The organism is Selenomonas ruminantium AC2024, assembly GCF_000687995.1.
Taxonomy (GTDB): Bacteria; Bacillota; Negativicutes; order Selenomonadales; family Selenomonadaceae; genus Selenomonas_A; species Selenomonas_A ruminantium_B.
Window position 1 is genome coordinate 82,409 of sequence record NZ_JIAC01000001.1, and the last position, 20,350, is coordinate 102,758.

Consider the following 20,350-nt stretch of genomic DNA (forward strand, 5'->3'; position numbering starts at 1 on the left):
GCGTTCATTTGCCTAATAAGACGCTCCGCACAGATACCCGTACCGCGAATAACAATATTAGAATGTATCACTTTACTTCTCCCCAAATTGATTTATTCAAATTAGTACCTGCACGCTCTGTAATTTGAGAATATATTTTTAATATTATATTCTTTATCCTAACCTTATCATGTCTCTGCAACGCCGACTTGACCGCTTCTTTAGAAATAGACTTTGCCAACTCCTTGTCGGTAAAAATTCTATCAATATAACCTGCCAATAGAGAATAATCACTCGCTGGATAATAATAGCCATCCACTCCGTGTCTTATGACTCCTATATTCCCTCCAACATACGATGCAATAGTCGGAGTGCCCAGCATCATGGCTTCACATATCGAGTTAGCTCTATTTTCTATAACTGATGATGAAACGAAAACATTGGCATTAAGATATTCCTGAACCATTTCATCAGCCGAAAGTAGGCCTATATAAGAAACGTTATTTTGAAGATCGTACGCATCAATAAGATTCTTAATAAAAACCTTATATCCATATCCATATTTCACATCAAAAAGATTATTTCCAGCAATTCTAATCTCTATGTCAGAATATTTCTTTTTGAGAATTTCAGCAGCTTTCAATAAAAAATGTAACCCTTTGATAGAATAGTGTGCCTCTGAAACAAATATTATATGTTTTGTGCATCTCAAAAAATTCCATTTCCCACAGTTTTTATAAAATGATTCGCGGAGAATATTGTCAAACTTTTCAACCCATATATGCGGATTTATTTGCTTGATATAAAATTCTCCCCAATCGCTTCGTTCACAAATGCAAGCTGCATGGCTCCATATTATATACTCATTATTTGCGATTTTTCTGAATTTTTTCACCTCATCATAAATACTGGTAACTCCATCGGACTTCAATGGATAATATTTTCTTGGAACGCCTACCGTGTAATATGTAGCACATGCCGAGATGATACCCTGCACACGTACAGCAACTCGATTGTCAATACCTAGATCAGAACACGCTTCTACTACAGCACGTGAGTGGTTCCGCTCTGTTCCCCAAATATGTACAACATCTGGTTGAAAATCTTTTAAGATATATTGAAATTCTTTCTTATACTTTCTACAGTAGCTGCCATGATCCATTATCGCATGATATGAATAGTACTTATATCCGTTATAAACAGAATTTTTCATACGCCATTCATCAATGATGGGAAAACACATTCCAATTTCTAAATATTTATCAGTTTTCAATTCATTCCACAATCCCTCAATCCAACCTTCAAAAGGCTTCTTACGTAGATGAAATTCTTCAGTAAATTCATTTAGGATTGTATTGCATATCCATAAAACCCGCATTTTACAAGCACTTCCTTATCCATCATATGTAAAAAATAGCTACATAAATCATCCCTTTTTATACGCAAACATCATTTTGTCTACCGCAGACTTTACTTCCTGTACAGTAATAGTTCCTATACAATGATAGGGTTTATGACATACTTTCTTACAACCTTCTATTCCATAATGAGCCATGCAAACTATAAGTGATACACCATACGCGCCTGTCCATGATGGCGACCCATCCCAAAATTTAGGTGCATCTGGTAAGCCAAAACTAATCTCAATTACTGGCTTATTTAATGCCGCCGACATATGCATAAGCCCTGTATCAGATCCTAAATAAAAGTCACACCTATCTATAACTGCAGCCAGTTCCAGCAGATTTGTTCTTTCTACAAAATCAATTACTCCTGGAAGTTCTCTCAAAGCATCTGCATATTCCATAGCACGACTATCGTTGCCAAGTATGACAAAGCGTAATTCGTTATATTGACAATATAATATATCAAACAACTCTTTATACTTATCTACAGGCCAGTTTTGAGCATCCGTGCTTCCCGTCAGCCCAACAGCTACCAATCTCATATGTTCATCAATATTATTCTTTTTCAATTCACTTTCTACCCATCTCCTTTCCTTTTGACCATACCATAATTCCAAATTTTTATCTTGAATAGTTCCTCCAAATTCTTCCAATATTTTCAACATATATTCTACATCATGCATTCCCTCACTAATAAAATAAAAATCAGAGAATTGCGGAACGAGATACTTCTTTACCACAGAATATTTTTCATTCATTCCCATCATTTCAGCTTCTCCAAAAGTCCATCCGATTTTTCTACATCCTACTGCCATACTCATTAATAGTAATTCATCGCTGGCTCCTCGCCCATACACGAAGCCCTGCGCTCTAGGTAAAATAATAATATCTACTGTATCCAAATACTGTTTCACTAAAGCTTTCTTTTCTTTCATGGAGGATTTTGGGTCATATCCAATAGCTGTATCAACATACGGGCAATATTTGAATAAATCTACCATTGGAGGTCGGACAATAACCGTAATCCTTGCATCTTGCCACGTCCTCTTCGTTTCCCTAATCAAAGGAAGTGTCATCAAGATATCTCCAAGATTATCTAATCTGATAAATGCAATTTTTTTATGCTTTTTGTTATATTCTATATGTCTTTCCGGTTTTATTTGTTTTATAAAAAATAATGATTTATAAAACATAATTTGAACGTCAACATCAGAAAATATTTTTTTCCCTACGTTATATGATTTTAACCGGTTCAATATCTCGTTATGATATTTTGTAGAAGCACCTATAATAACTCCTGTGTTCTGATTAAAAAAAGGAGTAATTTCGTTAATCGAGAAAACCTTTAATCTTTTCTCAACCATATCAGACTTTACACTCACAACGAATCCATTTAACTGTATACCTATATTTTGACAAATATAATAGTACATTTCTCCGATAGCGCCTGCTCCATATATATATATTTTATTATACTTATTTGCAAAATTTATCAAGTTGCTAAGCCCATCTTCTGTTTCATCAACATACATCATCTCAGTCATCCTAACTTTTTATAAATGTTCACACACCACTATTGCGTATCACATTACCAAAATATTTTATTCTACAAACCTTAGTCCGTAACAAACATGTGTACATATTCCTATCTAAAACTATACAACAGTTACATCAAAACACATCCTATACATATGTCACTGCATCACGTTCTAGGTGATGTAGCCATTGATAAAGTAACAATGACTGGAAATGAATAATTCTATCCATTGAGTGTTTCAAAAAGACATATTTCGCTTTACAAAAGTGTCTAAAAACCACACAAAAACATGCCATTTAAACGTTTAAATTTCCTATAGTAGTGTGCTTACTTTATGTACAATTAAAGCAACTATTGTGACGTTCTCATTCCAAAAGCCTCACTCATCAAGTATGTATAGAATTGTTAGACATTCTTCTCTACCAATATCGGTTTTATACTAATAAAAATGTGAATGATGTATATATTATTTTAGGGTATTAATATTAGACTTTACATCTAAAGAATTTAAATACCCTTCTACTTTTTTCAGTACTATAGATGGTGTTATCGACCACATACACTCTGGACGTTCCATTTCTCTTGCACATTGATATACATTGTCATATAGACAAAAACAGCCACTACATTTTGAAAATGAAATATTTATATTATTTCTATATCCAAAGAATTCTTCTGATGTAGGTCCAAATAAAACAACGCATTTTGTTCCAATTTGTGAAGCCAAATGAACAAGTCCACCTTCAATATCCAAGTGAAAAATAGCACCCTTTAGTATATATTTTACTAGTTCAAGGCTCTTACCCAAAACATACTTATCTACCCCACGAACTTTTTCGGCAGTTTGATCGCCTAATTGTACAACAATAATATTCGGATATTTTTTTTTAAATTTTATTACAAATTCTTCAAATTTCTCTTTTGGCCATTGCTTACTTACACTTTGTTTATTACCCTTGCTAGATATCCCATTTCCATAGTTCAATGTAATATAGCTTATTAAATCCATATTTTTATACTCTTTCTTATAACTATCCCTGAATGGAATAACAACTCTCCAATCCGTGATTTGAAAGACATTTGTATAATTATAAATCGAATAGCAATTCATCTTATAATATTTACCACGAGAAAAATGTATCCAATTTTGATGAGATGGATAGTTAGATAAATTATACATTTTATGTCTTTCCTGATGCGTTTTCATTTTCTTAAAAAAATGAGGGGACTCAGATATCGATTCATCATTTATATAATCTATTATTATCATATAAAATACTGTCATTGCTATCCCATATTTGGATTGTTGCGCCGCATAAATTGCCCCTCCATCTTCAATAACGCAATTCAATTGCGGAAAATCCGAATAAATAGACTGAATTCTCTCTTTTCCAGACGGGGTATAAATATCTATTAGCATTTTGGGCTCCATCAAGGATAATGATAGTAGGAGCTTTTTTTTGATAATAATATCTCCTAATGCAGAACCCATTTTGATTGCAACTGATATTTTAGATTTACAAAAAGCGAATTCCTGATTAACAAGCATATCAACTGATTCACAATAATTATCAAAAATTGGTATTTCCGCTCGTGCTTCTTGAAAAATAATTTTACTCGTTTTTATGCCCTGTTTTGTTAAGTTATAAGTAACGTCTTCGGCTGTAGTCCGAGTTTTGAATGCTAAAACTATGTAATCGAACGGAATATCGGCGATTTTATCAGGTAAATAGATCGGAAAACTCATCGATTGTTTATTATCTCGACGATCTACAAATCCTAACACTTGACAATAACCTGTCATAAGCATTTGTTTCAGATATTCCTTACCTACATCACCTGCACCATAAATTAATATTTTGGATTTAAAAGGTATACTTTCAAACGGGAATAAATATGTGTATTTGTCCATATATTTATCATCTACCTATTCATTACAGCTGATATATCATTGCTAATCCCAGACTTAAAATAATGCAATTTTTTTCACCTCAATTGCTCTTGACCATAGCAAATAAACATTTCTTACACAAAATATTTTCATCATCATATCCTGAGATTCCACGAAAAACTCTTTTCATTTCACTTCCCTTTCTAATATTGTCATAATTATCCTCCAATAGATTACCTAAAACATGTTGCATTCCATAATCCATATTACACAATAATAATGTTCCATCCGGCAAAACAACATGATTATTTAACTTTGGGCCACTAAAGCAACACGTAATTTTTTCATTTGTTAAGATTTGCTCTCTTTTAGCAAGCTTATCATCTAAAAGATTACCAGCTCTATCCTGTAAAGATATCAAAACTTCATACTTATTTTCAAGAATTTCAACCAATTCTGAGACTGGCTCAGCCTGTGCACTGATATCGTTTATAAAATTTTCTCCATTCACTTTCCTTGAATTGACCAGTTTCTCCACATTTTTTATATACTGCTCATCTACTGTAATCTTTGCACATCCTTCCCTATCTGCAACATGTAGTCCAAAAAACTGTAATGGCAAACTTATGATACCATCAATATCATCTTCCTTTGCCCCTTCTAATGTTGTGTACAAAGACACATTTCGTCCTGTATTACATGCGATTTTCAACATAGCCAAACACTCTGGATTCAAAAAAGGTTCTGCCATCCCCGCAAACATAAAATCACAATTATCCGGTGTATTTTGAACGATTTTTTTAAAATTATCCAGTGACATAATACTTAGCCTTTTTTTATTGCAACTAAAATACTTCTTCAGCAGCAAAGATTGAGGGCAATATTTGCATTGAACACGACAACCTAAAACAGTCGTAATCTCTACTGTAGGATTGTTTTGCAGCTCTTTAGAACCACGATCCTGTGATATATATTTTCCTCCATCTACAATTCTTTCAGATGGTATACTATTTTCAGCCAAATATTTCATTACTTCCGTTGTGTATACATCGCCCAATCCCACAATAATCCCGACATCATCAAATATAATATTTTTCGCTTGATGTACCGGTCTACCAAGCACTTGAGTAAGTTTATCTACTTTCGTAACAATAAATCCATCAATTAAAATTCCATTTCGAAAGAGAATATGATATAGCTCTTTACCTCGCAAACCTGCACCATAAACATAAATTTTTTTAGTTGATTTCTTAAGTTGAAGCACTTCATCTATAAAAGATCCGTAATACATATTTTATTCCCACCTTTACTCAAATATCTCAATTCTCCAAATAGCGTCCCTAACATCATTCACCAAATCAAAATCACTGTATCATCACTTCAAATAAGGATGCGAATTTAACGCCTACGCGGTATTATACGGATTCTGCATAGGACAGGATTGATAACACCATCAATGCTGGTATCCTCCATCGGCTAGATGCTATTTTCATTCACCTGTTACTTTGAATAAAACAATCCCCGCAATAACTATGTCAATTTTCTATCAATTGACACCGTCTCAATGCATTACTTAGTTCCTTACAAATATATACTAATGAAGAAACAATTTCCGACGGAACATCCTTACTTCCCGTTCCATGTACAAGATAATTTCGATATTTTCTCAACGCATCAACTTCTCCAAGGATACCTCCTAACTCTCCATGATACATACCTATAATTTCTATCCTTTTTGCTAAGTTCATTGGTTGCTTATATACATGCAGATTATGTTCTTTTTCCAATTTTTTACTTGCCTCTATAATCATTTTTTCTAATTCAACAAATTGTTGCATAAAATCCGTATATGTTTCTTTAGCACTACTATTTACATATGATTTATCATCATTCATCCGATAATCAATCCCGTCATGTTTTTTATTAAATTCAATGTCCCTCCTTTTTTCATCGCTTATTTTTTTAATTATTTCTGGATCTGTCGCCATTAAAACAAATCTCACTACTAACAGTAAGGAAAATATAAAAAACAATATACTATTATTGAAGCAAAAATTACTTATAAATCGAACAATAAATCCATTCATATTCCATGATATAATACTTATAATACATAACAATACATCACTTAAAATAATTGGTGTTAAAACGAATAGATTACTATGAAATTTTTTCTTTGTTTCCTCTATACTCTCCTTAAAAGTTTCATCATGTTCTATCTTTCTAGAAAGTTGAGCTTCATAGTATTGATATCCTGCTAATAACAAGCCCATGACTGTTGCTACCACTTGTGCAATCGTTGAAGCTGTATACAACCATTGATTCTCATCAAGAACGATACGTGGATTCATACTTTCTAAAAGTACAAAAATTTCTGCAAATGTAAAGCCACATATGTATCTCTTTTTCACTAATCTTTCTGTTTTCACGGCAACTGTCTTCCTGTTTCAACAAATTTTGTATTATCTTTCCCACATCCACCGCAAATCCTGCAAAAACTACTTGTTCCTCTACTCAATTCTACAATCTTGCGGCATGCCACTTTATCCTTTGAATCAATATCCGCCAATGCAATCGAGTCATCAGGCAGTAATCTAAATCGTCCGCTCTGCTCCGCACACCAAGACACATTGCAATAATAGAATCGTCCTCCATGTAAGGCATTCCAATTAGGACGACAGCTCTTTAAATGATTTTCTAACTCCTCCGGTGTGCGTTTTAAGGGATGATTTGGAAAACCGAAATCTGTCCACACGATAGATGCGTTTCGAGAAAAGTCTATTCCATACTCTTCTGCCCGTCTAACTAATTCATTCATTTTGCTGCCGTAGGGGACAACGTTCGTGTAATCACTGATGCTTAAATACATCTCATATTTCTTGATAATATTCAACAAAGAATCCGACGGTCTTACAGTTCCATTAGTCACAATAGTAATTCTTCCTATTTTATTCTTATAATTCTCTCCAAGATATTCAATACACTGTTCTAGCTCTGGGTGAAGAAAGGTTTCTCCACCAATCAAACCAAAATAAGTTACAAAGTCTATTCTTTCAAAAAACAAATCAATGCTATGTTTCAATTCTTCAAAAGAGAAATTTACATGTGTTTTATGATAGGGAATGAATAAATTACAATGCCGACAATTCAATGTGCATTTTGTCGTAATGGTCATATCTACATGAAACACACAATTCATCCTCTTCGCATCCCATAACCACTCTGACATAAAATGCCCAACATTGCAGAAATCTTCAAATTCTACAAAACCATACGCATTCAAATATCTAGTAATTTTTCCATAAGCATCATGTCCTGCCATCACAACAATCTTTTGAGTTCCTAGTTGTGGTTTTGCCTCTTCAAAGGAAATTATTGGTCTCCCCCTCCATTTCTTCCCTTGTTTCGTCTTGTCATTATCGATAACAAAAGGAATGGTCAAGTCCACTTGTTCAAACAAGGTTTTACAAATATTACCAACAATTCCTGCACCATAAGGAACTATACTCGTAATTCCCTTCCAATCATCCGTCAGCTTTCCCAAATCCGTCCGCATATCATTCACCACCAATCATTAGCAAAATAAATTTGCTTCCATTCTATGCATCATGGCATTGTCATTATAAAAACTTTTCTTAACTAAATCACTAAACTCCAAATTACCCTCAAAACATGTCCGATAAAATTCATCCACTAAGTCTTTGCCTTGCTTCATTCCTATATCATTAACGTGTGCCATGACATCACGAATATAAGTTTTGACTCCTTCATTAATTTTTTCTTTTGCATAAAAATTAATTTGATTTTGTCGTTTTTCTTTACATACCAAACTGCCATCTTCCGCAATATCCTTGACCATCCCATAAGGAGCTGTCAAAAAGCTTTCTAGAAAAATCTGATATTTTAAGACACCACTATCCTTTCCTGTAATATCCGTCACAGCCTGAAAACAAGGTTTCATAACTTGATGACATATGTTATCATTTTCCTGCGATAAATTCGCATTAAAGTAATAACCTTTCATATTCGTATTTGAAATTTTGTTGAGATACCTTTGATTATTACCATAGTAGCCTATATCCACAATAGCATCCATTTCTGTGAAATGATAGCTATCCACATATTTCCTATACCGCTTGCGTACTCCATTCACATATGCCATTATTTCAGGAATATATTTTTTGATATCTTCTCGTGTTTCAATTAACGCATCATGAATTTCAAATCTATCCTCCAATAATTCTGCCCATGTTCCTGTATAGGGCATATCCACTAGTCGCCATAAATCAGCCTCATTCTCCACTGCCGCCGTCATAACCAACTGACGTGAAATACCGATATAACAAGTTTCGATTTGTTCCCCAGAGTAAGCAATATACTCTTCAAAGTCCTCTTTCAGAAAATATCCATCTCTCGACATAAAAACTAATCGATGAATTCCATCTTTTCTTATCTGTTGCATTATCCAAGAGAAAAATGTCAGTAAAACCGGAGCAAAAACACAGTATCCCATCTCGAAGCATGACTCTATCCTTACAATCCCTTTTGTAGAATTCAATGCGAATGGATTTTGAAACATCTTGCTAAACACACTTCCCATAAGCAAAGAATCACATCCGTTGCAAATCCGATTTTTCATATTTCTTAGTGTTGACATAGTGAGTAGCTTCCATGCATTTGCAACATAATATGTATCTATCCCCTGTATTCTTGCTTGCTCAATATCCGCAATAAGATGATCGCCAACATGAACTGCTATTCTAGAGCCTATCATCTCTTTGTAGTATATCCACAACGTTCCATCTGCCTTATTTTTCTTCAAAGCTCCCGATACAAGAATATGTTCTTTCTTAAAATGAATACCTTGCTTTTTCAAAGCCTGTTCAAAGAAACTTTCCGGCAAATACATATCCGTAATAACATACACATTTTTGCCTTGTATAATAGCTTGTTTCATACATTCCAAGACAGGATTACGTGGTATAAGCAACTCACTTTCTAAATTAATTTCTAATTGCTTTATAAATTCCGTAATTTCTGTCGGAATTTTACTAAGTCTCGCTATTTCGTCATATAATTCATCCAGGCAATAATTAGAAGAAATATTTTGTAATGCTTTATTTCTAAGCTCTATCCATGAAAACGTATATTGAGGAAATCGCCTTTTCAGTTTTTCCTCTAGCAGTATAAGTACATCTTTTGGATTACATACTCTTCTTGAAAACAATGTATCGAAGAAATCAAAGGAAATCACATCTGCACCTAAAATCTTTTCTCTAAAATCCTTAAAAGATGTGTTCCAATATGGAAATTCTTCTACACAAATTTGTTCATTTTTTGCTTTTTCACCATTCCGATAATATACAGGAACCCCAAGATCTTTAATTCTTTGATAAATCAATTTCCAATATGTTCCAGCGGTATTGATAATGATTGCATCTGCATTTTCTTTTGTTTCTATATCTGCTAGTATCGGAAGTCCAAAATATATCTTCCCAATATTTGACGGATCCCTATCCATAAGACCAATAATATTGAAGCCTTCCACCCCATCTAACAAAGTCGCCGTATATCTGCCAATACCATAAAGAACAAGTCTCTTTTCCTTCCAGTCAGCAAAATTCTTATAAAATTCTTGTATTTCCTGTTCATATTTTGGATTCATTACTCAAGCCTCTGATTTCATCGCATACATTATTTGCTGCTTGCCCATTTTCTATCATACTAGTTTGCAGAAACAAAACTTCCAATGATTTTATGTATTTATCTTCATCAAAAGATAAAATCATTCTTTCTAATTCCACATAATCCGTAGCAAGCAAAAACGGCATTTTTTTTAAATCCCATAGTAATTTTCCCCGTTCCATCTCATATTTCTCATAGTCATCTGCATAGAGAAAGATTGGTATACGCATCACTGCCGCATCAAATGCTGCACTGGAATAATCTGTCATAAATGCATCACATCCAGCCAGCAATTCATACATATCATCGACTTTACTCACATCAATAAATCGTCCAGCTTTATTGCTTGCAATATGCCTTGCCGTTAATTGCGGATGCAATCTCAAGAAAACAATCCAATCTCCGTCAAAACGCTTTTTTAAGGCCTTCAACAAAACGTCAAAATCTGGTGCATGGTCTCCTTTTTCAATTGTACGTTTTATACCTTGGCTTCCTCCTCGAAAGGTTGGAGCATACATTATAATTTTCGTATCCAGGGAAAGGTTATAACTCTTCCTCACCTTCTGCCTTGCTTGCTCCTTACCATTTACAAGGATATCGCACCTAGGTGAACCTGTGCGAAGTACTTTTCCATTGTATAGCATCCCAGTTGGCAGTGTCTTATCGTACCAATCAGAATTGGATAACACATAATCTATCATGTCGGAATCATGCTTGCTTACTAGATAAGCAATTTGAGAAAACGAAGCTCCTCTATCCAAACAGGTCGGTTTGAATCCCAGCTTAGCATGCCATGTCTGTATATATATTTGCCCTTTACGCTTTCTAACCTCTAATTGCTTACGGCTATTGTCAATCCAAAACTTTGCCGTTGTTAAATGATAGGCACGATTCCATAATGTATTATGAACTTTCTTTATTTCCTTAGGAAATTTCTTGTTCATATCATTGACTAGCCATACTAACTCATAGCCTTCATTTCTCTTTATAAGCTCTTCTGCAATGTATTTTGGGTTACAACTGTAACCAGTCGTTCCTTCAATACTGGTAAATACGATTTTCTTAGGTTTGATGGAAAATACGCGGAACAAGTAGAACGGAATACTCTGCAACCATGCTTTGCATAATCTTTTTCGGATATACCATGCTTCTCCATCCATGCTCAATTCCTCTGCAGAAATGATTCCAGTGTGTAACGGAATGCATCGTTCAAATTTACCCTAGACTCCCAGCCTAATGCTTTAATCTTATCCACATTCATAATGGCTAAATGGAAGGGCAGGTATTGCAGTTTTCCATGTTCTGACTGTGCATATCTTACTTGAACCTTTTGTTTCGGATCCAATCCCGCAATCAGTTTTGCCAAATCACGAATACTGATAAGATTATCCAAAGCTGCAATATTGTAATATTCCTTGTTCTTTCCTTTCGTAAAAGCAAGCAACATTGCACCTACCGCATCAGCCACATAAGTATAGGTACGCATAGCGCTACCATCGGATTGGAGAATAATGTCTTTCCCCTCTACAACATCCCTTAAAAATTCAGAAAAGGCCCTGCCATCCTCCAGCGAGATTCCTGGGCCAAAAGTATGGCAAAGGCGTGCACCTACATACTCTATACCATACTGTGCCTCGTATGATGCCAGCATCGTTTCACAGAGACGCTTGGCCTCTGGATAACAAGCCCGTGCCTTATTGCACTCCATAGGTCCCATATCGGATTCTTTTATTCTTTCCTCACTTTGCCAATCACCATAAATTTCTACCGTAGATACGTAGAATACTCTTTTACTCTTTTTTTGGCGAGCTAATTCCATTACCTGATGGGTTCCGGCCACATGCCCCCATAACGTATCCACCGGTGTATGGGTAAAATCCATAGGGCTTGCCATTCCTGCGGTATGGAATATATAATCTACTTCACCATCCCACGCAATCGGATCAATGATATCCTGTACACAAATATGAACATTGGGAAAATCTAAGGTACTGCCAAATACTTTTTCCAGCTTCTTACGACTCCTAGCCAACAGGACGATGTTCATATTCAGATTCCATTCCAAATCCGCCTTGCAGAATGCCTCTGCAAAATACATTCCCAAGCGACCTGTTGCCCCTGTTATTAATACTGTCTTATCACGAAAATATTCCCAATCAATTGGATTTTCCAAAATGATGTTAATATCTCTTTGTGCTACCATATATTACACCTCTATATACCAAAGATTGACTTATTTTCTTCCAACTCAATCATTGCTTTCAAATAGTAAAAATCCTCTGGTGTTGTGATCTTGATATTTTTATTCTGCTCTTTAACCAAATGGACACTTCCCCCCTGGCTGGCATAAAGCATTCCCGCATCCAACAACGGCATTCCATTATATTCTTCCGGCGAATCTGTCTTATAAGATTTCCATATATTTCCCAGCAAAAAACTTTGTGGAGCAGTCAATGAATAGGTACTTTTCCTTTTCTTAAAATCATCAATTCCAGCTTGTTCTGAATCTGTAATCACAACTGTTTCAATTGATGGATGAACTGTAATGGCACATCCATAAGTCTTCGCTACTCGAATATTTTCACGAATTGTTGCAGAAGATACCATAGGACGAACGCCATCATGAATGATAATAACATCATCATCCTGCGCACCAGACGCACGAATAGCTTCCAAACCTTTCCACAAACTGCTTTGGCGCTCGTCTCCGCCGATAAGCAGGCATGATACCTTTTGAACATGATAATCCTGAAGCAATTGCTTCATATAATCTAAATAGCCCTCCCGGCATACGATAACAATATTGTCAATATCTGGATGTTTGGCAAATTTTTCTAGCGTGTAAATAATGATTGGTTTGCCGAACAGCTTTAAAAACTGCTTTGGGAGTCCCGCATTTCTCATTCTCTGCCCGACACCAGCAGCTAGTATAAGTGCTGTATTCATTCCGCATCGCCTCACATCTCACTTGCCACTCTTCGCCCATTATCCGGACAATCCGTAATCATGGCATCCACATCCATCGTTAAGATTTCCTTCATTCGCTGAGGATTATCAACCGTCCACGTATTGACTTTTACTCCCCATTCATGCCATTTTTTTACTCTTTCTGCCGTTACCAACTGCTCCCACGGATGGATGGCTATGGCTTGCAGAACCTCGACATCTTCCTGCAGGACAAAGTCTGTGCTGCAGAGGATGGCGATTTGCGCGTCCTTGTCACACTTCCGGAGTTTTTTTAGGGAGGCATAGCCAAATGATGAGTAGATTACCCGGTCATTGAGGCCGTATTCCTTAACCAGTTTGCTTGCAGCTTCTTCCAAGCCCGGGTAGTCGTAGTTGCTGGTCTTTAGCTCGATATTCAGCTGGAAGTCTTTTTCTTGCATAAATTCCAGCACTTCCCGCAAGGTGGGGCTTTCCACAAAGCCGAATTCCGGGTGGACGCTGCAGAAGTTGAATTGCTTCAGTTCCTTTAGCGTGTATGCGCGGACGGCGCCAACGCCGTTGCTAGTTCTATCGATGGTTTCATCATGGCAGATGACGATTTCGCCGTCTTTGGAGAACTGTACATCCAGTTCAATGCCATCCGCGCCCATTTCGATGGCCTTTTCAAAGGCCGGCATGGTGTTTTCCGGGGCGTACTGCTTATCCCAGCCGCCGGCACCTCTATGTGCCCATACTTTTACATCAGCCAATGACCACGCCCTCCTTTATCGGTGTGCTGTTGCGCCAGGCGAGGAATTTCTCCATGATATCCGCACAGGCGATGGACTCGGTGCGGGTCAGCTTGAAATCGCCACGGGGATTGCCGTTGATAGCGGAGATGAAGTCGCTCAACTCATAGCGCAGACCATCTCCAAGGTATTTGGTAAATACCTTCTCATTCTGCGTAAAGTCTTCATAGCAGATTTCAAATTCCGTGGTTTTCCACCAGGGAGCCGTCACCATGATGTAGCCTTTGGTGCCAGAAATCAGCAAGTGGCCGTCCGATTTGACCTTAAGGCCGGTCTTGGCCGTGGCCATGCTGTGCTCATAGTCGAAGTAAACCTTGGTGTATAAATCAATACCATTTGTCGCCTTAAAGCATTCAAAGCGGATATTTTTATAATTGCCGCCCAATAGTTTGACTATAGGCAGCAGCGTATAGCTGCCATATTCCGTAAAACTGCCGCCATGTTCTGCATCGGTCAGTTCACGGGAGGAGTCATTAGGAAAAATCCGGGTAAAGCAGGACTCGACATCGCGGATTTCCCCAATCACGCCGCTTTGCACCATGGACAGCAGCCGGATAAAGCCCGGCGTATAGGCGGTCTTGATGGCCTCCATCAGAATCAGGCCTTTTTCCTTGGCCAAATCAAAAAGTTCTTCTGCCTCAGCTTTTTTGAGGGCTATGGGCTTTTCGCACAGAACATGCTTGCCATGTTCCAAGGCGCGTTTGGCGTACTCGTAATGATATTGATGAGGCGTGCAGATATCCACCGCATCCACATGCTGATAGAATTCTTCCTCATCATCGGTGAAGAATTCCAAATCCTGCTCATGAGCGAATTTTTCCGCACTGGCCCTGCGCGGGTTATAGACCCCGGTCAGTTCCATGCCGCTGACGAAGTGGGATTCGGGAATGAATCGTTTGGCTATGCGCCCGTTGCCGATAAGGCCAATGCGGACAATCTTGTGGCTGCTGGCCCGCTTCATGGTGGAGGATATGCCCCTTGTCCGTTCGAGGTAGCGTACCTCGCAGAAGTCCTTGAGATAGTCAAATTTGCCTTCCCAATCTGATCCTAGGACAAAGATATCCACACCGTATTTCTGTATATCCTCCACTTTTTGTCCGATATGGTCTTCCACGATAACTTCATCGGCAAAGCCAGTTTTTTTGACGTTTTCGATACGAGTCATCAAAGCATCCACCACATTCAGCTTGCCTCTGGCCTGGTCAAAACTTTCCGTAGTTACCCCCACAATCAGGTAGTCGCCTAAGGCTTTAGCACGTTTTAACAAGCGATAATGCCCTTCATGAAAGAGGTCGAAGGTACCATATGTGATTACTTTTTTCATCTCTCTTCCCCTTCCCTGTTAGCCTTACTTTTCTGCTATTTTCTCCATTATGAAGCGATGAATCGCGATACCGGCGTCCCCCTCAATATGAGCAGCAATCTCAGAGAAGGCCTTCATTTGCTCATCTTCTTGGAAACGATTACCATATACTTGCCCAGCCAAAAATCCTGCTAACGTATTCCGCGTATCTTCCTGGCATGCGTAACGCATCCATTCCGACTGCCGGGCGAATCCTTTATCCAACTGCTTTTGACTATCAGCAACAATGACCAGTTCTTGCTTGTTAAACTGATTCGTCTCCGGATAAAACTTATACAAACTTCGGTCTGGAGCATAGAAAAATAATTTATCACCAGCGGAATCTTGCCTCTGAAAATCGCCACAGCGATCGCTGGCGAAGTAACAATTTTCACTCCGGCAGGTTGCCTTGAAGGGTACCTCCCATGGCATGAATGTCCCGGTCTTTTTGTCTAGTTTTAAAAACTGGTTGCCCCACCAGGGTGGCAGATAGACTATATCTTCTGTCACCAGAGGAGTACCCCAGGGCAGTAAATCACAATCAAAACGCAAAGGAACGTGTACGCAGCTATAATCTTCCGGCACCTGTTCGTATACGTTTAACTCACCCGTCTGCGGCTTCCAGCAACGGAGTTTAAAGCCTTTGCGCGGCAACAGCCAAATCTCATTACCATACGGGATAAGACTCAGACAGCCACCTTGATCGTCACGATCAAGCAGCAGTTGCTGAGTTGCCAAGGTGTTGACATCCACGACCAATATATTTCCATCAGCCGGAGAAGCTAGTAAAAGTTTATCCTGCCACAGGCAATAACCACCAGATAGCCAGCGGCCATCCAGCTCACCTGCCAGCAGTTGACTGTAACCTTCCACATAGTCAACCTTACATGTTTGTATATCATAACGGACAATAGCCGGATAACGAACGGGAATCAGGAAAATATACCGTCCATGCCGACAGGCATCTGCAAACCTTGGTGGTGCTGCACTCAAATCTCGCAGGGGTATTCTTCTTACCAGTTTTTTGTCCTGCAAGATCAGTATATCCTGTCCGTTCAAGGGGCAGACAATTACCTGATCATCCTGCACAAATACCGAGCCATAATACTGTCCACCAACATAATCTGATAATCTCGCATAGAACGCATAGTGCCCATCAGCTTTTGGCGACCAAAGCAAGTCATTATATTCCGTTGCCAGCCAGCTGCTGCCAACTTGCTGCCACAGCGGATAAAAAATTCTCTGTTCATCCTCAGCAGCTGGCAACCGATTAATATAGTTATCAAAGAGAAATATTGGTTTCCCTGCAACTCCAAAAAGTGCTGTCACACTGGTTCCGCTATCGCCAATATAAACATCCGACCACGCAATAGCAGTCTCAATATCCGGCGTATCATCATAAATACCAATATGTTCATCCAGAAACTGCTGTTTTAGCTGCAAAAAATATGGCAAGAAATCCTTTCGCATAGAACGATACGTTGATTCTAACAATGGGTGCGGCCGCCACAGCAAACACGTCTCTGGATGCTCACGAAACGTCTGAAACACATAGTTCATTTTTTTTAGGAACGCCCATGGCTCATTGAGCATTCCTGCAAGACTCGTATTATAAAAGTAAACCTTCTTGCCATCTAGATAGGGATGCCAATCCTCAGGAATCTCCGGACGGTTCTTACAAAGCCTGATTACTCGGTCAAATTTTGGTGACCCTAGAGGAATAATTTTCTGTCGATCCACTGACTTATCGTAGAATTCTATCAGGGATTCCGCCTGAACAATAATATAGTCCACCCGATCATAGGAGTAGCACCAACGCTGTCCATCCCCCATGCCCCCCGCAGTCGTGAAATAAGGTATATATACCAAATTATCTGTATACTGATTGAGTTGGTTGGCATAATAATCCGGTGCAATGCTTGTTGCCAGATTTCCTTCATCATAGGGGTTATGGATATAAATAGCATCAGGATGCATAGTTTTCAAGGACACACTACGATAGTCAATGATGGGAACATAGTCCGGAAACATATCTCCCTCATAATGCATCGTACCAAGGGTATAATCCGTCTTACGCTCATAATAGGGAATGGGTATCACGTAGGCCTCACAGTTTTCATCAGCGTCTGCGGCCATCCAGACGCTTTCCAGGCTGTCCCACATGGCCGCCTTATAAGGCAGAAAAACAATTATCCTGCGTCCCGGTTCCTGCTGTAGGGCCACAATCACACTACCCAAAATGTCCTGCAATAGTACACTGGCTTCCTGCCGTTCCTCCAGCTTCATCTGCTGCCAATCACGTTGCAGAGCCTCTTCAAGCCCATGAAAAATCTCATGGTAATGTGTTGCCCGTTGGGCACTTAACTGCAACTGGCAGGCAGTATCTATCTGCCTAAGGACTTCAATAAGCTCAGCTTGTGGTTGTTTTCCCTGACGGCGTAGCATTCCCACTTGCGTCACAGCTTTTTTCAAATTCTGAACCAATTGCTTGCGCTGCTTCCACCCCAGCATAGCTCCATCCCCTTCCAGATAACTGCCCTTCTCTAATTCATTCAACACTTGCCGTTAAAATTCCTTCTTATTTAGACGTATCTGCAATTACTTTCCACATCTACCAACAAAAAAGACCGCTGAAAGGCTGTACCTATCTGCGGTCAACACTATTCATTGTTGCAACTCTTTCAATAAAAGCTCCCCCAATAACTTCACTTTTTCTGCATTTCCCCATCCCAACCGATAATCCAGTAGTGCTCTTTTCCATTCATTCACAAGGTATTTTACTTCCAGGCTGGGCAGGGAGGCGTAAATCAACAAAATATACTGCTCAACATCCTCAGCAGCCTGCAAAAAATTATCCAAATCAGCCGTATTGGCGGGTAGTGCTTCCTGTACCAACGTAATACGATTCACAGACTCCTGCAATATATTCGCTACGGCCCCCTCTAAGGTATCCGCGTCCATAGTGGTTCGCACCTCTGCAGTTATTATACTATGCCCTATCCGCCAATCAGCACCTAGTTCATACGTATTAGCCTGCTCCAATGTAAACGATTCTATTATAGCCTTTCTTTGCGACAGGACAATCATTTCGCCTTGCGAATGCAGAGACAGTCCTATGGTATTTTTCATTGCAGATATCAGTGACTCATCGGTATCATCCAGCAATACAACGTCAAAACTATCTCGTGGCAGCAATAGTTCTGCAAACGGCATTTTTATCTCCGTACAAAAATCACAGGGAACATTATCCTGCTGTGTAAGCCAGTACAGCTTACTATCTGGGTGAAAACTATGCAATAACTGACAGAACACGCCCAGCCATTTCCACGGTTTACCTCCAACATATAAAATCTTCAACAGCTTATACTTACGCAGACAATATGCTACCATCAACAAAACAGCTGCTCTATAGCCATTGCTAAGTGGCAATCTTCTGCATTCGTTTTGTATTAAAGCCAAAAGTTTTTTTACTTCTCGATCAAGAACAAAATCAATATCGTCTTCCGTTTCACCGACTACATGCATCGGTATAGCGCTATGATTATTGTAAAAATCCAAGGTATCTAGCAACAGGCCCTCTCTGCCATCTGTCAGCTGTTCATAGTACTGAAAATATTTTCTCGCATCTTGTGCCATCATCTCACCTCTTTGAACAGCAGCCAATACAAGCGCTTGATAATCTTTTCAAAATCATACTCTTCCTGAGCATAACGAACAGCCCGTCTGCCACCGCTATGCAACAGTTCTTCATCTCTACATGCATTCTTCATAATATTTGCCAAAGCATCTACATTTCCCCGCTCATACTTCTGTCCACAACTGCCTTCATCTATCACATCATCAGCCGCATCTATATCCGATGTGAGCATATAACAGCCGCTGTATAGGGCCTCAGCCACAACATTAGGCGTGCCGCCTTCATATACCGATGTCAAGGCAAAAATTTTCGCTCGCTTATATTCACACAGCAATTCTTTTTTTTCAAAAATAGGCCCCACCAGCACAATCTGACGGCTGATTCGCGGATGAAGCAGGCAAAAATCCTTAAACCAGCGTTCAAAGTCCGGCTCAATCTTGCCCACCAGCCGAACTGTCCAATCAGGCAATTGCCGATAAACTTTGGCAAACGCCTCCAGCAGTTCTTCATTGCGCTTCTGTGCTGAGCCAATTCGCCCTACCGTCAAAATAATATTTTCTTTTCGGGTAAAATCTACCTGCATATCCAAATGATCGAAGTTATAAAAGCCATTGGGCAAATACTCCACCACGCAGGGCCATTTCTGTCCCAAGCATTTTTGCATACGATAACAACTGGCACCAATAACATCACATTCCTGCAAAAAACGCAAAAAAGCCGGATGCGTCCACGCTAAAGTATCTTCATAGTAAGCATTGGGATCCAGTTCCAAATAGACCTTACCATCAGGCCGTAGTTCACGATAATGATGCAGAATTGGGAAATAAAAAGGAAATAAGCCATGCAATACCAACACATCCATATCCTGATAATGCGTATTGAGATATAAACACTCGGACTCCCAGGAAGCATCAGGCAAAAAGTCCATTTCCATTCCTTTTACATATCGTTCCAAAGACGGGTATTCTGGCTGCAACCTCGTCCCTGCCATTACCGCCCGATAACCATAATTTTTATAGAACAAATACGGGACTATTCCACAGTTTTTCGTTAACTGTTGGTCGTTCCAACCATGATTAGGTGCAATGCTGTAAATTCCTTGTCGTCTTTTTCCCATATACTTTAATTCCTCAAATAGT

The 20,350-nt window shown here is 38.7% G+C and carries 15 protein-coding genes; all 15 read right to left on the bottom strand.

All coding sequences use genetic code 11. The annotated features are described in order from the left end of the window. Positions 1-67: 67 nt before the first annotated feature. The 15 genes from P157_RS0100405 to P157_RS0100475 all read right to left on the bottom strand — a co-directional run bounded on the left by P157_RS0100405 (position 68) and on the right by P157_RS0100475 (position 20,187). Entirely contained in the window at positions 68-1,357 is a 1,290-nt protein-coding gene (locus P157_RS0100405; protein ID WP_026759272.1) for a glycosyltransferase, read from the bottom strand. Positions 1,358-1,405: 48 nt separating this feature from the next. Continuing rightward, positions 1,406-2,920 carry a glycosyltransferase family 9 protein gene (locus P157_RS0100410; RefSeq protein WP_026759273.1) on the bottom strand — a complete coding sequence of 505 codons (1,515 nt, stop codon included), beginning with the start codon at positions 2,918-2,920 and terminating at the stop codon, positions 1,406-1,408. A 468-nt stretch (positions 2,921-3,388) separates the two neighbouring features. Beyond that, positions 3,389-4,834, bottom strand: coding sequence for a glycosyltransferase family 9 protein (locus P157_RS0100415; RefSeq protein WP_026759274.1), 1,446 nt, complete (start codon positions 4,832-4,834; stop codon positions 3,389-3,391). Between the two features lie 79 nt (positions 4,835-4,913). Then, positions 4,914-6,104, bottom strand: coding sequence for a radical SAM/SPASM domain-containing protein (locus P157_RS0100420; RefSeq protein WP_026759275.1), 1,191 nt, complete (start codon positions 6,102-6,104; stop codon positions 4,914-4,916). Between the two features lie 244 nt (positions 6,105-6,348). Further along, positions 6,349-7,242: a hypothetical protein gene (locus P157_RS0100425; RefSeq protein ID WP_026759276.1), complete on the bottom strand. Its 894-nt coding sequence runs from the start codon at positions 7,240-7,242 to the stop codon at positions 6,349-6,351. Further along, the gene (locus P157_RS0100430) at positions 7,239-8,369 is read right to left on the bottom strand and encodes a radical SAM protein (RefSeq protein WP_026759277.1); all 1,131 of its coding nucleotides are present in this window, start codon (positions 8,367-8,369) and stop codon (positions 7,239-7,241) included. The genes P157_RS0100425 and P157_RS0100430 overlap by 4 nt, the downstream gene beginning before the upstream one ends. An 18-nt stretch (positions 8,370-8,387) precedes the next feature. After that, positions 8,388-10,478 (bottom strand): hypothetical protein, encoded by a 2,091-nt coding sequence (locus P157_RS0100435; protein ID WP_026759278.1) that lies wholly within the window; start codon positions 10,476-10,478, stop codon positions 8,388-8,390. Continuing rightward, positions 10,462-11,658 carry a CDP-glycerol glycerophosphotransferase family protein gene (locus P157_RS0100440; protein ID WP_037368037.1) on the bottom strand — a complete coding sequence of 399 codons (1,197 nt, stop codon included), beginning with the start codon at positions 11,656-11,658 and terminating at the stop codon, positions 10,462-10,464. The genes P157_RS0100435 and P157_RS0100440 overlap by 17 nt, the downstream gene beginning before the upstream one ends. Positions 11,659-11,660: 2 nt before the next feature. Then, positions 11,661-12,701 carry an NAD-dependent epimerase/dehydratase family protein gene (locus P157_RS0100445; protein WP_026759280.1) on the bottom strand — a complete coding sequence of 347 codons (1,041 nt, stop codon included), beginning with the start codon at positions 12,699-12,701 and terminating at the stop codon, positions 11,661-11,663. 11 nt (positions 12,702-12,712) lie between these two features. Next, a complete protein-coding gene (locus P157_RS0100450; RefSeq protein ID WP_026759281.1) occupies positions 12,713-13,444 on the bottom strand; it encodes an IspD/TarI family cytidylyltransferase in 732 nt (243 codons plus the stop codon). An 11-nt stretch (positions 13,445-13,455) separates the two neighbouring features. Next, positions 13,456-14,193, bottom strand: a complete 738-nt coding sequence (locus tag P157_RS0100455; RefSeq protein ID WP_026759282.1) for a glycerophosphodiester phosphodiesterase — start codon at positions 14,191-14,193, stop codon at positions 13,456-13,458. Next, complete coding sequence (locus tag P157_RS0100460) at positions 14,186-15,556, bottom strand: Gfo/Idh/MocA family oxidoreductase (RefSeq protein ID WP_026759283.1); 1,371 nt, start codon at positions 15,554-15,556, stop codon at positions 14,186-14,188. Before P157_RS0100460 ends, P157_RS0100455 begins: the two co-directional genes overlap by 8 nt. A gap of 24 nt (positions 15,557-15,580) precedes the next feature. Next, positions 15,581-18,133 (bottom strand): hypothetical protein, encoded by a 2,553-nt coding sequence (locus P157_RS14715; protein WP_155266671.1) that lies wholly within the window; start codon positions 18,131-18,133, stop codon positions 15,581-15,583. 105 nt (positions 18,134-18,238) lie between these two features. Further along, on the bottom strand, positions 18,239-19,213 hold the full coding sequence (locus tag P157_RS0100470; protein ID WP_155266672.1) for a hypothetical protein: 975 nt from the start codon (positions 19,211-19,213) through the stop codon (positions 18,239-18,241). Next, the gene (locus P157_RS0100475) at positions 19,210-20,187 is read right to left on the bottom strand and encodes a glycosyltransferase family 4 protein (protein ID WP_196243088.1); all 978 of its coding nucleotides are present in this window, start codon (positions 20,185-20,187) and stop codon (positions 19,210-19,212) included. The genes P157_RS0100470 and P157_RS0100475 overlap by 4 nt, the downstream gene beginning before the upstream one ends. Positions 20,188-20,350: the final 163 nt, after the last annotated feature.

What these genes read in the sequence shown, in the direction of transcription:
- P157_RS0100405 (WP_026759272.1), bottom strand. Translation starts at nt 1,357, where the DNA reads ATGCGGGTTTTATGGATATGCAATACAATCCTAAATGAATTTACTGAA.
- P157_RS0100410 (WP_026759273.1), bottom strand. Translation starts at nt 2,920, where the DNA reads ATGATGTATGTTGATGAAACAGAAGATGGGCTTAGCAACTTGATAAAT.
- P157_RS0100415 (WP_026759274.1), bottom strand. Translation starts at nt 4,834, where the DNA reads ATGGACAAATACACATATTTATTCCCGTTTGAAAGTATACCTTTTAAA.
- P157_RS0100420 (WP_026759275.1), bottom strand. Translation starts at nt 6,104, where the DNA reads ATGTATTACGGATCTTTTATAGATGAAGTGCTTCAACTTAAGAAATCA.
- P157_RS0100430 (WP_026759277.1), bottom strand. Translation starts at nt 8,369, where the DNA reads ATGCGGACGGATTTGGGAAAGCTGACGGATGATTGGAAGGGAATTACG.
- P157_RS0100435 (WP_026759278.1), bottom strand. Translation starts at nt 10,478, where the DNA reads ATGAATCCAAAATATGAACAGGAAATACAAGAATTTTATAAGAATTTT.
- P157_RS0100440 (WP_037368037.1), bottom strand. Translation starts at nt 11,658, where the DNA reads ATGGATGGAGAAGCATGGTATATCCGAAAAAGATTATGCAAAGCATGG.
- P157_RS0100445 (WP_026759280.1), bottom strand. Translation starts at nt 12,701, where the DNA reads ATGGTAGCACAAAGAGATATTAACATCATTTTGGAAAATCCAATTGAT.
- P157_RS0100450 (WP_026759281.1), bottom strand. Translation starts at nt 13,444, where the DNA reads ATGAATACAGCACTTATACTAGCTGCTGGTGTCGGGCAGAGAATGAGA.
- P157_RS0100460 (WP_026759283.1), bottom strand. Translation starts at nt 15,556, where the DNA reads ATGAAAAAAGTAATCACATATGGTACCTTCGACCTCTTTCATGAAGGG.
- P157_RS0100470 (WP_155266672.1), bottom strand. Translation starts at nt 19,213, where the DNA reads ATGATGGCACAAGATGCGAGAAAATATTTTCAGTACTATGAACAGCTG.